Raw genomic sequence first — 14,294 nt, 5'->3', positions numbered from 1 at the left:
CGTTGGTAAATAAGAGGATTAATCAATTAATTAAAAAAGAGTGCCCTGCTGATTCATGTATTGGCATTTGAGCACATTGTTTAAATTATGAAATATTACAGCACTAACCGTCAGGCGCCTGTCGCTACACTTGAAGAAGCCGTAGTGAAGGGCCTTGCTGCCGATAAGGGGCTTTTCATGCCCGAAACGATCAAACCGTTGCCACAGGAATTTTATGATACGATCGAGACGCTTTCTTTTCAGGAGATTGCTTATCGTGTGGCTGATGCTTTCTTTGGCGAAGATGTCCCGGCAGAAACCTTGAAACAGATTGTTTATGATACGTTGAATTTTGATGTGCCATTGGTGCATGTGAAGGATCGTATTTACTCTCTTGAACTGTTTCATGGCCCTACACTCGCGTTTAAGGATGTAGGCGGCCGTTTTATGGCACGTCTGTTGGGTTACTTTATCCGTAAGGAGGGCAAGCGACAGGTAAATGTGCTTGTGGCCACTTCCGGCGATACCGGTAGTGCCGTAGCGAATGGTTTTCTCGGTGTAGAGGGAATTCATGTGTATGTACTTTACCCCAAAGGCAAGGTGAGCGAAATACAGGAAAAGCAATTTACTACGTTGGGACGGAATATCACCGCTCTTGAAGTAGAGGGTACTTTTGATGATTGCCAGGCGCTTGTGAAATCTGCTTTTATGGATAAAGAATTGAATGAACACCTGCAACTTACCAGTGCCAATTCCATTAATGTAGCCCGTTTCCTGCCACAGGCATTTTATTACTTCTATGCTTATGCCCAGTTGAAGAAGGCCGGAAAAGCTGACAATGCCGTTATTTGTGTTCCCAGTGGAAACTTCGGTAATATCACTGCCGGACTGTTCGGCAAGAAGATGGGATTGCCCGTAAAGCGTTTTATCGCTGCCAATAATAAGAACGATATCTTTTATCAGTATTTGCAGACCGGACAGTATAACCCGCGTCCGTCCGTTGCTACGATTGCCAATGCCATGGATGTGGGCGATCCGAGTAACTTTGCCCGTGTGCTCGATCTTTATGGAGCTTCGCATGCTGCTATCTCGGCCGGGATAACAGGAGCTGCTTATACCGACGAACAGATACGCGAAACGGTGAAGAAGACCTACGAAGATACGCATTACCTGCTCGATCCGCATGGCGCTTGCGGTTATCGGGCGCTTGAAGAGGGATTGCAGCCCGGAGAAACCGGTGTATTTCTTGAAACAGCTCATCCGGCCAAGTTCCTCGATACGGTAGAAGGTATTATTGGCGATAAAGTAGAGATTCCTGCAAAATTGCAGGCATTTATGAAAGGCGAAAAAAAGAGTCTGCCGATGACAAAAGAGTTTGCGGATTTTAAGAAATACCTGCTTTCTCTTTGATATCCGGTACCGGAATTATTTCTCAAAGATGTAGTATTTTTCCTCAGAAGGTGCTACATCTTTTTTTATTTTGTAAAACTGCTGTTATTCCGTTTGTTTTTACCCCTTTCATCCTCTTCACCTTTTTGGAAGAATCCCTTTATTCATGGGCGATACAGGGTGAAGCTCCATTGGAAAAAAAACAATCGGCAGGTTGATAATCGTAAGCAGGATGCCTATGTTCCTGCAAGACCGTTCATACCCTTCATATGCACCGTGCTTGGCACACCCAAGCACCGTTCTTAGGAGGATTTAGGACGGTTCATAAAAACGGATATGTCCCTGTTGAAGTTCTTTTCTTATTTTGGAATTCAGAAATTAATAAATACGAGGTATTTGCCTGTGGCATGAATGCAGAATTCCTCTCCTGTTGCCTCGTTCAACGTCCCTTGCCACCAATTGTTGAAATCGCTTAGCGGATAGGCCAATCCTTCCCCTTGTAATCCGGTAGCGCCGAAGTTGAAAATAGAAACTTGTTGTCCGGGGCGGGAGTCGAATCTTTGTGTATCACAAGATGGGATGAATATGCCGTAATCCGTTATCATTCGTACTTGCAGTCCTTCCTGCATGTAATCCATCAGTAGGCTGATATTCCCCAATGTATGATCTTCCCGTTTGCCTGTGCCGCCGATGATGGTTATTTTCCGTTTTCCCTGCGCTTTCAGAAAGCGGACGGCTTTGGTCTGGTCGTTCGTTTCCTGGTCTTTTATCTGATGAAAGATTGGCGCAAGCTTGTCCCGGTTTTCGGATGAGAGCGAATCACCGTCTCCGATGATTGCATCCGGGAGAAAGCCGTGACGGATGTATTCATCGGCTGCACCGTCACAGCATACTACGTAGGGAGCTTGCCGCAATACGTTCAGAGGATAGGGATGCGAGGGATAGTCGCCATTACCAAGAATTACTGCTTCTGTTGTCATATTCATTGATTGGTTGCGGAAATACCGGATGCACATTTAACATGGCTCTGTCGGCGATGATTGTCCGTGCATCATTTTTTTCCATTTCAAGTAGCCAAAGATAGCTATAATCGAATAAAGTCCGTAAAGTCCGGAAGTGAAATACAATTCCTTATAGATATAGAGCCCGCAGCAAACGATATCTACCAGTATCCATGCCCACCACTGTTCTACATATTTACGGGCGAGCATCCACATGCCGACAATGCTCAATGCTGTGGTGAAAGAGTCGAGCCAGGGAACAGTGCTGTCGGTAAAGTTTATCAGTATCCAGACAATGCCCAAAAGGGCGATTATGAATACGGCTGTTAATGGCGGAAGATATTTCAATGGGATACGGGTGATCGGCAATTCTGCTTTTTCCTGTTTCTTGTTGCCGTATTTCCAGATTATCCACCCGTAGACGGCGGCCAGCAGGTAGTAGATGTTGATGCCGAAATCGGCATATAATCCGGCTTTATAATACACAAAGATATAGATGGCAGGCATAATGATGCCCGCTATCCATAAATAAATGCTTGCCCGGTATTCCAACCACAGATAGAGCAGTCCGATAATGGTACCGATGATTTCAAGATAATTCATTGCCATACCGGGAGGTTTTAGAATCTGACGGTTATGTGCGCCAATACATTGGTTCCCGCCATTGGATAGAAACGAGGGTCGTAAGAGATGACCGCTTTCTGATTCTTGTCGCCTCCTTCGTAGACGGCGGCATTTTGCGAATAACCGTTCGTCTCATATCGGGTGTTGAAGAGGTTATAGATTGTGGCACCTACGGTGATCTGTTTCACGGATGGCAGTTTAAAGCTATACGCCAGACTGAGATGGTTTACAAAATAGGGATCGAGAGAATTCTCGTCTATACCGAAGTTATCGAGATACTGGCGGCTGACATACTGTGATTGCAAAGATGCATCAAAGCCTTTGTAGTTGAAACTGATCAGGCTGTTCCCCATGAACGACGGGGAAAAGGAGATCGGAGTGTCGCCGGCATAGATGGCCGTTTGTGTATAGAGTTCTTTCCAGTTCTGGTTATAGTCGCTCATATAGCCGGTATAATTCTTGATCCGGTTCTTGCTCCATGTTCCGTTGAGATCCCAGCGTAACCAGTCTGTGATGCGGGCGCCCAAAGAGAGTTCTATACCCATACGGTAACTGTCTTTTACGTTTTCCGCCATTGCCTCTCCGATGTCGTTTACTTTTCCGTTCAGCACCAGTTGGTCGGTATAATCCATATAATAGAGATTTACGCCGGCAGTGAAACGGCTGTTGCGGAAAGTATATCCCAGTTCGTAATCCAGCATTTTCTCCGGACGGGGAAGCTCGTCGAAGAGCCCGTCGGTATAGTTGTTGCGGGTGGGTTCTTTCTGCGCGACCGCAAAGGAAGCATAGGCGCTGTGGTTCGGGTTGAATTGCCAGAACAAACCGGCTTTTGGGTTGAAGAAACTGAAGTCTTCGTTTACGTTCAGGCGTTGCAGGTGTCCCGGATCGGCCGTCCAATCCCATTTGTCATTGTCTCCTTCTATCTTGTAACTGATGTATCGGTATTGCAGGTCGGCATAGGCATGCAGCCCTTTTGTAATTTGGTAATTGGCTTTTGCATAGATGTTTCCGTCTGTTTTGCTGCCATTGTTACGATAGTATTCGTGGTCCGGATTCAATGGTTCCGTGTAGTTCTTCACCCATATTACCTTACCGTAGTGGTCATTACTGTAATGATTTAATCCTCCTCCTAAAGAAGCGCTTAATTTTTCATCTTTATAATCGACCGAGAATACTCCGCCGCCGAAACCACTGTCCACCAGTTTCTGACGTACCAGATTGGTTTTGGTTTGGGCTTCTGTATTTTCCGGAAGATAGAAAGGCTTTAATCCGTACTCTTCCAGTGTACGTCCGTTTTTGTATTCTTGATAATATCCGAATCCGTCGGTGTAGTGCAAAGCGATGTTCAGATGCCATTCCGGTGAAAACAAGTGGTTGAATATCAATTGATAATTCGTCTGCTCGTAATTGTCAGTCTGGTCGTCATAGAAGCCGATAATGTTTCCTTTGTTCAGGTTATCGTCTTTGATGGCTCCATTCGGATTATACGTCCGGTCTGTTTCCAGTTGTTCCCGGCTGATACCGTCCCAGGCATGATAGGTTTTCTCTTTGCCACCGAAAGCGATCAATTTCAGTGTGGTGTTTTCACCGTAATATCCTCCTTGCAGAAAGTAGGATTTTAAGTCGGATGTGGCGCGGTCGCGGTATCCGTCGCTTTGGATATTCGATATGCGGGCATCGAAAGCCCAATGATTGCCCAACAATCCCGAACCGACACGCACGGTCTCTTTATGTGTATTGAATGAACCGTAAGAACCGGAAACTTCGGCATAGGCTTTGGAGGGGATACCGGCTGTACGCAGATTGATGCTGGCGCCGAAAGCTCCTGCACCGTTGGTTGAAGTTCCTGCTCCACGTTGTATTTGCATGTCTTCGAGTGAGGAAGCCAAGTCCGGTGTGTTTACCCAAAAAATGGAATGACTCTCGGCATCATTCATCGGGATCCCGTTGGCGGTAATGTTGATGCGTGTGGCATCTGTTCCGCGTACACGGATGCTGGTGTAGCCTACTCCGCTACCGGCATCTGATGTGGTGAGTACCGAGGGGGTAGCCGTCAGTAGAAACGGAAGGTCGAGCCCGAAGTTCTGTTTCTGAATCTCTTTTTGGGAAATGTTGCTGTATGCCACCGGAGTCTTAGAAGTGGCACGGGTGGATACTACCTGCACCTCTTGCAGGTTGACTACTCTCAAACTGTCTTTGGCACTGGTCTGTGCAAAGGCATTTGCGCTGGCTGCCAACAGGAAGACGGCAGTCGATAAATTCTTTTTCATTTTGCAGTTTATTCGTTCTCTACGCCGGCATTACCCGGTTCAGGTATTATGGGTATGTTCTCAGCCCGTCATGTTAAGGCACCCCCTATCTCGTGAAATCGCCGGCAAAATTAGTGCTTTCGGACGAAGAAAGCAAAAAAACTTTTATATTTGCTTGGAACAAAGTAACTTTGCAACTTGTTAATATTGAATTAAAATCACGATTTATTTACTTAAAATAATAAACTAAATTATGCTACTATTACAAGTTACTCAGGCTGTTGCCGACTCTTTACAGGTTGCAGCCGACAATTTGGATCAGGCTATTGCGAATGCGGATGGTCTTGATAAGTTGTCTCTTATCACCCAACAATTGCTCGATGCCGGTGTGCATGCCGGTGCAAGTATCTTAAAGGCGATACTTGTTTTCATAGTAGGTCGTTTCCTTGTTTCGATGTTGAACAAGCTGACCGCCCGGATGATGGATAAGCGACATGTGGATATAAGTATCAAGACATTTGTCAAAAGCCTTGTCAATATTCTGCTGACAGTTCTTCTGATTATTTCGGTTGTCGGTGCATTGGGAGTAGAGACTACTTCATTTGCTGCATTGTTGGCATCTGCCGGTGTGGCCATCGGTATGGCTTTGTCGGGTAATCTTCAGAACTTTGCAGGAGGGTTGGTCATCTTGTTGTTTAAACCCTATAAGGTGGGTGATTGGATTGAAAGCCAGAGTTTCTCGGGTACTGTGAGGGAGATACAAATATTCCATACTATTCTGACTACGGGAGATAACAAACTGGTTTATGTACCGAACGGTTCATTGAGCAGTGGTGTGGTGACGAATTATAATACGCAGGAAACCCGCCGTGTGGAATGGGTATTCAGTGTGGATTACGGTGAGGATTATGACAAAGTGGAACGTGTGATACGTGAAGTCTTGGCAGCCGATAGCCGGGTATTGAATACTCCGGAGCCTTTTATTGCCCTTCATGCATTGGATGCAAGCAGTGTGAACGTGATTGTTCGCGTATGGGTAAAGACCGGGGATTACTGGGGTGTTTATTTTGATACGAATAAGGCTATTTATAATACTTTCAACGAAAAAGGTATCAACTTCCCGTTCCCGCAACTTACGGTTCATCAGGGAAATTAAATTTGTTGTATATATAAAAGACGGAGCCACGGCAGGTGCTATAACCTCCGTGGCTCCATCTTTTTGAAAATAAATAAGGGGGGGAGCCCTTCTTTATGACAACTTATATTTTCTGTTTTAGGACGTTAGCACACGCCGAACTCTTCTTCTATCTCTTCTGTCGCATCTGTTATGCCCAGAAGTTGGTTCATCTTTTTTCTTTTTTCCAAGTCTGTAAAATAAGTCTCCACCACTTTGTAGAGGTCGAAACAAGAGGTAGACCCGGCTGCCATATCAAGAGACTCTACCATCTTTTCTACTGCTTGATGGATTTTAGCTTTATCAATCAGATGCAGCTCATTACTGTGAATTAGATATTTTTCCATAACCTCAATGTTTTTATTGTTTATGCTATTATAACATACCGGGTATGGAGAAAGTTCAGTTTCCGGAGCTTTTGGGTATATACGGACTTTTTGTAAAATCATTTATGACTTCGTAACGATCGGTTTACTTAATCATTACAAGATAAAGTCTCTCTTTAAACAAAGTTATCAACAGGATAATTTATTGATATTCTGTCTGTTTGTTGGTTTTCTTGTTTGTTATTCACAACCCGGTTAACTGGGTTGTGAATAACAAGGATGAGTTGTTGATCTTTTATCTTTTGTGTATCTCAAATACCATATACATATCAGGAGTGATACGATTGTTGAGAGCGGGGGTGCAAATCCCATGATAAACAGTGAGGAACTGTCTATTTGGCTGAACCAGTATGAAAGCGGAATACGAAACAGGAAAGTCGCTATCAAACTGTGTATCATTGGAAACAGTGAGTTGCCTTGCCCGCTGAAATAAGAATTGATACAGAACACAAAGCTGACGATGACACAGTCGATGCTGTATCCTTTCAAATATTCTGCTGCCATCGATATTACCGCAGGGTCTTTGGAGAAAAAGGCCGTAAGTGTTTCCGGCAAGAATTGCGAGTACAGGCAGACCGTAACTCCGAAAATGAGAGCGAGCCCGATGCCGGAAAGAAGGCATTGGTTCATTCTCCGTATGAGTCCGGCACCATAATTTTGTGCCGTCATTGTGGCTACGGCAGAGGATATGGCCATTGGGGGCAACATGGCAAAAACAATAATTTTCTCGACAACACCCAAAGAAGCTGATGCGATGACTCCCATCTGGTTCACAATAACAGTGATTATCAGAAAGGAGACATTGATCAGTGCATCTTGTAATGCAATAGGGGCACCTAACGCCAGGATTCGTTTGGATAGGACACCGTTCAATCGGATGTCGCGGCGTGTAAATTCGAAATGGAAACCTTTCCGGTGAAGGAAACAGAGTGCGGTGGCAAAACTGACCCCTTGTGCCGTCACGGTGGCAATTGCTGCTCCGGTGGCTCCGAGATGGAAATACCCGACTAATATAAAATCGAGAACGATGTTGATGATACATGCTAACGCTATGAAGTAAAGGGGCGTTTTTGAATCGCCCAATCCACGCAGGATACCGCATACCACATTGTATCCTATAATGAACAGTATTCCGGTGGAGCACACTAAGATATAACTTTTAGTGTCGGACATCGCTTCTGTCGGGGTATGCATCCATTCTGCTATCTGACTGTGAAGAAGTATCATGAGCAGGGTCAGTATGATACCGGTAATTGAAAACAGCCAGATGGAGGATCCGATGGTTGAAGCCACTTTCCGGTTATCTTTGGCACCGGTTGCTATGGCAATCAGTACGGTAGTACCTGTTGTGATGCCGAGGATGATACCTGTAATGGTTTGCATCACCTGGCTGCCGATCGCTACGGCTGCTACTCCTGCCGAATCGTCATATTGTCCTACAACAAAAAGGTCTGCTCCTCCATAGAGTGCCTGGAGGATATTGGCTACTAAGAAAGGTACTGCAAATTGCAGCAATACCTTTGGAACGCTTCCTTGTGTCAGATTTAACTCTTTCATCAATCTTACTCTTTCTTATGTGTGAATTGTCTATACCAAACTATGATCTCTTCCCGTGTCCGTATCCATCTGTCGTGTGTCCACAACCAGTAGGAGGGAGCTTTATTGATAGTACATTCCAATTTGCGCATGAATAAGTCGGTGACTTCATAATCGGCATGTTGTTGTATATCATTTACCATACGGCTGATTGTGCATCGGTAGTATCCTCTCCGGGTACGTTCCATCTCTGCGTAAAAGATGAGTGCATCCACATGTTTACCCATCTGCTCGGCACCGGTGAATACCGGTGTTTCCCATTGGAAGAAATAGCTCCAATGATATTTTCCACTCCACAGGGGTGCCTGGTCGGATACAAAGGCGATTATTGCCTTCCGGGAATTCTCTTCCAACTCGATGATCCGGCGGATCGTATCTTTTATAGCGATGCTTTTTCCACCTAACCGATTTCGTAGTTTCAAAAGGATTCTGTCAAAAATCTTATTCTTTAACGGATAATAGATATAGCCATTGACCATTTTTGAGTTATGTTCTTGTACTTTAGTGGCTAACAGTGACAGCCATTCCCAATTGCCGTAATGTCCCATGTAGAGGAAAGCGAAATTTTTGTTTTCATTTTCTAATTCACTTACCATTTCGGGCAATCCTTCAAAAGCCATACGTTTGTTTATTCCTTTCTCTGTGATGGAGCATAGCTTGATCGTTTCGATGAACTGGTCACACAAAAAGGCATAGAATTTCTTTTCTATGGCGAGAATCTCATTTTCTCCTTTTTGGGGAAAAGAGATGCGGAGGTTGTTACGGACTACTTTTCTTTTATATTTAATAATGTGATAAAGCAGAACATAAAACAGGTCTGATATCCGGTATAATACCCAGAAGGGCAGTAGGGATACCATGTAGCAAACGGAGTATGCGATAAAGTATAGGATAGTCATAGCACATTATTTAGATCGTTATACATGAGGACGTATAGAAGCTTGGAATGAACTTGATAGTCATTGCTTTTACAAAGGCAAAGCTTGGCTTCGCAGGTGTTGTACTGTTACTGGTTACCTTTTTCATCTCTTTAAATATTTAATTTTCAGTTTACTCTATACCGTTCTGTCTTATTCTAAAAAAATGATGCCGGATAAGACGAATGATTTTCCACCATTCATCTTATCCGGCACTATGACTATTGTGATAATGCCCTCCGATGAGGAATTATATGTCTGTCTTTATTTTTGCGGTGCAAAGTTGGGCATTGTTTTCGTGACAACCAAATTCCGGAATGTCTTTTTTAAAGGAACTAAATTTTTCTACTTTTATCGTTAGATTTTGCCGGAATAAAAAAGGTTCTTATCTTTGTGACAGTTAAAAAAGTTTGGATGTTTAAATTTAAGAAGGATTCCGTGAAGTAAATAACCTTTGTGCTTTCTGCTTAAGGTTATCCGTTATTTGACTCAGGCATGTTCTTGTCAGAGTTATTTTCATATTTATATATCAATTAATCAGCAATAACCCTACGTGGGTATTGTCCTTTATTTTTTTAATTATAAAATTAAAACATCATGAGTAACGAAAATAAATCAATTCACGAATTCGACTTTAATTTAATCTGTGAATATTTTGCCAGTGTCGAACGGCAGGGACCCGGTAGCCGGGAGGTGACTCTCAAGGCTCTTAGCTTTATTGATAATCTGAATGAGCATTCTCGTATTGCCGATCTTGGCTGTGGTACCGGCTGGCAAACCATCCTGTTGGGTGAGCATGTTCCGGGAGAGATTTTTGGTCTGGATTTGTTTCCCGATTTTATTGATATTTTGAATCGCAATGCAGGGTTGCATCATTTGCAAAATCGGATAAAAGGTATTGTCGGGTCAATGGACGATCTGCCATTTGAAAAAGAGACGTTGGATTTAATCTGGTCGGAAGGGGCAATCTACAATATCGGTTTTCAGCGTGGACTGAATGAATGGCGGGAATATTTGAAGAAAGGTGGTTACGTAGCTGTTTCGGAAGTTTCATGGTTTACCGACTGGCGTCCTGCGGAAATTAACGACTTTTGGATGGATGCCTATCCCGAGATTGATACTATTCCCAATAAGGCCGGTCAGATGCAAAAAGCCGGTTATGTTCCTGTTGCCAGTTTTATTTTACCGGAAAACTGCTGGATAGAACATTTTTATGCTCCTCAAGTGGAAGCACAAGAAATATTCTTAAGGAGATACGCCGGTAATAAGGTTGCTGAAGATTTTATTGCTAATCAGCGGTATGAAACTCAATTGTATTATAAATACAAGGAGTTTTATGGGTATGTGTTTTACATTGGGAAGAAGATATAGCCAATACTGATGGAGAAGTATTTAAAATTGATTTCTTAGAGGAAGAAGGTGTGTTAAAAGGGGAGTTTTTAAACATCCCCTTTTTGATTATCTTCTATTGTTTTTTCTATTTTAATTATTCTGATTCGGCAATAATCTCGAATATTTCTGTCGCTCCCTCTATGCTGATTTTTGCTACATCTTTGCCGGATAACTCAATCTTGGCATAAGGAGAGTCGATTGATGTTTCTGACACGAGTTTTCCTTTTATATCAAACTGTTTACATTTCAGTGGCATCGGAAGTTCGTTCATTAGCAGAGTATATGCTTTCGTGCCTTTTGCTACTTCGAATTCCAGGCAATCTTGGTCCTTGGATTTGAATGATGTACCTAAGTTCTTATCAAATGCATAAAGTGCCTGTTCTGGATTTTCTGTTTGCAACTTGAATCTTAAATCCTCTATGTGAAGTGGATTTACCTCAAACGAGCGGATGGAAGCATAGTTTGTGCGTTTGGAATCCAATCTTCTCAACCGGACATAACGGGCTTTTACAGCTTCTCCTTGCCATTGGATAATGTATTGTTGTTTTAACTCTTCTGTCAAAGGCTTCCAAATCTTTCCGTCTTCTGAATATTCTAATATGGCGTGGTCGAAATAATCGACATCATCCACTGAATTTCTTCCTTGGAGAATGGATATCTCAGATACATCACGGATGGTTCTTAAATCGACACCAATCCAGTCTCCGGCTTTTTGAGCCATACCGGAAGTATAATAAGTAGTGGTGTCTCTGTCAAGCATCAATTTGGTCTGGATTGTACCGGAATTTGCGAACGAACCGATACCTTTGTAATCCATCGGAATCTCACCGCTCAGTTTTTTCAGGAATCCATGTGCCATATCGTCCATCGTATTTTCGTAAAAAGGTTGTAGCTTCATAGTGCCTGACTTATGAGCGTCGTAGTTCTTACGTTCCTCTTTCGTCATTAGGTTTTGTACGAATTTACTCCAGAAGAGTGCGTCATCCTGCTTGGAACGATAGATACGTGCAAGTTCTATAGCCCGCTTTCCTCTCGTTCCCAATTTGCCGAATTCTGTCAACCACGGACGCAATTCTTTCAGTAAATTCTTGTTGGTACATCCTTTTTCCAGATTGGCGGGTACATTTTCTATCTTCTTGAATTCTTCTTCCAGGGCTTGTGCGGTTTCCTCCGTCCAATCAGTAAGTCGGAATGTTTTTGTTTCCCAAGATTCGTCACGGCGATAACCGGTTTCCGTATCACTTGAGTGGATGGCAAATCTCCGGTAGTCCTCTCTTGCTTGCGGTATTAGTTCGCTCAACCCTCTTTCCCAGTTGTCGATTGCATTGTAGGCTGCCATATTCCAAGTGTAGTCAGCTACACCATATAGTGCCAGTTTGGAAGCCTCGCCATGTTCCATTGGGTTACTGATGACTCCGCAAACATCTTTTTCTGTTAATGAGGTGTTTAGGCCATAAACCGGACCTTGCAGAAGAATATTGCGCACATAATCTGTCACCGGATAGTTCCACCAGAAATATGCCGGGCGCTTGATTCGTGAGTTTACAAATTCCAATGTCTCTTTTGTCAGGTCGCTACAGACTACATCGCCTGTCCAGAATACTTTTATTTCCGGATACAATGTTTTACCGTAAATGGCAAGACTTCCTTCCGGAGTCGGATTTGCCCAAAGTTTGGAATAATCAGTCGGGCATACCGTGAGTGGAGTGATATCACCTTTTACCTTCACAAAATCATCAGTCAACCTATTTAATAGTTCAGTCTGTTTCAACGGGTTAGTTCCTTCCCCTGAGATGTCATCGAAAAAAATAGCAAAGTGGTGTACGCCGAGATCGTACATCCCATTGAATTTGTTGATTAAGTTGTTATAATCTTCTTCATTCCATTTGATATCCTGTCCCGGGTGAATGGCCCACACGAAATCTACGCGGTTCCGGTTACAGGCCTCAATCAATTGCCGGATGTTTTTGGCTTCTTTCTCCGGATAGGGGAGACGCCAGTTAGGGCAACTGTGATAAGGATCGTCTTTTGGACCGTACAGATAAGTGTTCATCTTGAATTTTCCGTAGAAGTCTATTAAAGACATCCGTACTTCGTGTGACCATGGAGTGCCATAAAATCCTTCTACTACTCCACGATTAGGCAAGTCCGGATAATCGTTGATTTCCAGGTAGGGCAATTGTCCGTTTACGGTTGCCGGGCTTTCTGCTAATTGCCGTAAGGTTTGAATACCATAAAATGCACCTCTTTCATCATAACCGATAATGGAGATACCTTTAGAGCTGATAGTTAAGGCATAAGCTCCCGATACTTCTTTTACATTTTGTGTTGCCGCTACTTTCTTTCCAAAATCAATAGATAACTTTATACCTTTCTTATTAAGCGTAACAAACTCCAGATCTTTTGTGAATTTTTTCTGTTTGTCTTTCAATATGAATCCTTGGGAAATATTCAATTTACTATTTCCGTTAAATACCAGCTTTTGGGGAGTAGGATTAATGATTATTCCCCGGTGGTCTACTTTTTCCCCGGGCACTGCCAAAACATCTTGTTTTTCTGAACGTTGGGAAGACAGATCGAAATTAGTCTCTTGCGCCGATAGATTACCGCACATCAATATACATGCAATTCCTGCATACAGTGTGTTTTTGTGATTTACCATTTTCATGTAGTATATATTTAAAATCAAATTTCGTTTGAGCTTTATTGCCGTTGACTTTCTGTGGATAACTGAAAGTCTCTTAATTATAATACAATTGAGCGTTCCGGGATATGATAATAATTTTGTTTTTTTAGTATTTGCACTTAATTTATGCTATGATTAGCAGATGATGTGCAAATATATCGGATTTTCACTCTATTAAAAGTTGTCTTAAATCAAAATCTGAGTTGTTTTTATTACAAATTCCGGTCGGATATGTTTTTCTTGCTTGTATTGGTTGTTGTATCTTATGGATATTTAGTTCACTCCTCTACGAGAAACGACTCGGAACTCTACGAGAATCGATGTGTTTGTCTACGAGAATCGAGTCGATTCTCGTAGAGGAAATGGAGGTTTTTGTAATTTATTGATAATTAGTTGATTGTGTGGATCTTCGCGTGTCTTGTATTTTCAATATAAAAAACTTTCTTTTTATACTTTTTCTTTGACTGTACTTTAATCTGAAATCGAAACAGAACGTTTTTGTATTATGGAGAGAAGACGAGAATCCGGAATGGGGGAGTAAAGCCGTAGGGTAAGAAAAAAGCCCCTGAAATTCAGAGGCTTAATTTTATTTCAGTGATCCGCTTGGTTCATGAACCCTGCGGTATATTCTCCTATAAATCAATATCTTTGGAGTTATAAGCTTTGTACCTGTCACGTTTTAGTCCTAAAAAACTGTCCACTTCTGTCCAGTGCCTGTCTGCTTATATCTTGGGTTCAAAAGTATACATTCTTTTTAAAATACGCAAGTCTTTGATTATTAATATTTCAACTTAGGTGCAAGCTATATATACATATATATATGCTTGCACCTTGCACCTAAAATTCACTTGTCCTAGAAAAACTTTACAGATTATATTACTTTGTCCTATATAAGCTTGAC

10 protein-coding genes are annotated in these 14,294 nt (G+C 42.6%); 3 read left to right on the top strand and 7 right to left on the bottom strand.

Annotated elements, in window-relative coordinates:
- Positions 1–87: 87 nt before the first annotated feature.
- Entirely contained in the window at positions 88–1,389 is a 1,302-nt protein-coding gene (gene thrC, locus QVP90_RS06180; protein ID WP_021935938.1) for a threonine synthase, read from the top strand.
- Between the two features lie 350 nt (positions 1,390–1,739).
- Here thrC and QVP90_RS06175 read toward each other — a convergent pair whose 3' ends face one another.
- Genes QVP90_RS06175 through QVP90_RS06165 form a run of 3 tightly spaced genes read right to left on the bottom strand, consistent with a single transcriptional unit; the run spans position 1,740 to position 5,263 of the window.
- Positions 1,740–2,354 carry a thiamine diphosphokinase gene (locus QVP90_RS06175; protein WP_021935937.1) on the bottom strand — a complete coding sequence of 205 codons (615 nt, stop codon included), beginning with the start codon at positions 2,352–2,354 and terminating at the stop codon, positions 1,740–1,742.
- 30 nt (positions 2,355–2,384) lie between these two features.
- Positions 2,385–2,978, bottom strand: a complete 594-nt coding sequence (gene pnuC / locus QVP90_RS06170; protein WP_021935936.1) for a nicotinamide riboside transporter PnuC — start codon at positions 2,976–2,978, stop codon at positions 2,385–2,387.
- Between the two features lie 11 nt (positions 2,979–2,989).
- On the bottom strand, positions 2,990–5,263 hold the full coding sequence (locus tag QVP90_RS06165) for a TonB-dependent receptor (RefSeq protein ID WP_021935935.1): 2,274 nt from the start codon (positions 5,261–5,263) through the stop codon (positions 2,990–2,992).
- A gap of 232 nt (positions 5,264–5,495) precedes the next feature.
- Between QVP90_RS06165 and QVP90_RS06160 the strand changes: the two genes are divergently transcribed.
- On the top strand, positions 5,496–6,398 hold the full coding sequence (locus tag QVP90_RS06160) for a mechanosensitive ion channel family protein (RefSeq protein ID WP_021935934.1): 903 nt from the start codon (positions 5,496–5,498) through the stop codon (positions 6,396–6,398).
- A 125-nt stretch (positions 6,399–6,523) separates the two neighbouring features.
- Here QVP90_RS06160 and QVP90_RS06155 read toward each other — a convergent pair whose 3' ends face one another.
- The 3 genes from QVP90_RS06155 to QVP90_RS06145 all read right to left on the bottom strand — a co-directional run bounded on the left by QVP90_RS06155 (position 6,524) and on the right by QVP90_RS06145 (position 9,297).
- The gene (locus tag QVP90_RS06155; RefSeq protein WP_005926331.1) at positions 6,524–6,763 is read right to left on the bottom strand and encodes a hypothetical protein; all 240 of its coding nucleotides are present in this window, start codon (positions 6,761–6,763) and stop codon (positions 6,524–6,526) included.
- Between the two features lie 234 nt (positions 6,764–6,997).
- Positions 6,998–8,359 carry an MATE family efflux transporter gene (locus QVP90_RS06150; RefSeq protein WP_005926328.1) on the bottom strand — a complete coding sequence of 454 codons (1,362 nt, stop codon included), beginning with the start codon at positions 8,357–8,359 and terminating at the stop codon, positions 6,998–7,000.
- Between the two features lie 5 nt (positions 8,360–8,364).
- Complete coding sequence (locus QVP90_RS06145; protein WP_021935933.1) at positions 8,365–9,297, bottom strand: lysophospholipid acyltransferase family protein; 933 nt, start codon at positions 9,295–9,297, stop codon at positions 8,365–8,367.
- A 615-nt stretch (positions 9,298–9,912) separates the two neighbouring features.
- Here QVP90_RS06145 and QVP90_RS06140 point away from each other — a divergent pair.
- On the top strand, positions 9,913–10,686 hold the full coding sequence (locus tag QVP90_RS06140) for a class I SAM-dependent methyltransferase (protein WP_005926318.1): 774 nt from the start codon (positions 9,913–9,915) through the stop codon (positions 10,684–10,686).
- Positions 10,687–10,801: 115 nt separating this feature from the next.
- On the opposite strand, the gene QVP90_RS06135 is transcribed toward QVP90_RS06140, so the two are convergent.
- Positions 10,802–13,375, bottom strand: coding sequence for a beta-N-acetylglucosaminidase domain-containing protein (locus QVP90_RS06135; RefSeq protein WP_021935932.1), 2,574 nt, complete (start codon positions 13,373–13,375; stop codon positions 10,802–10,804).
- Positions 13,376–14,294 lie beyond the last annotated feature (919 nt).

This window comes from Bacteroides sp. CAG:189 (assembly GCF_000432295.1).
Classification (GTDB): domain Bacteria; phylum Bacteroidota; class Bacteroidia; order Bacteroidales; family Bacteroidaceae; genus Bacteroides; species Bacteroides salyersiae.
This window is presented reverse-complemented; position numbering and strand designations above follow the sequence as displayed.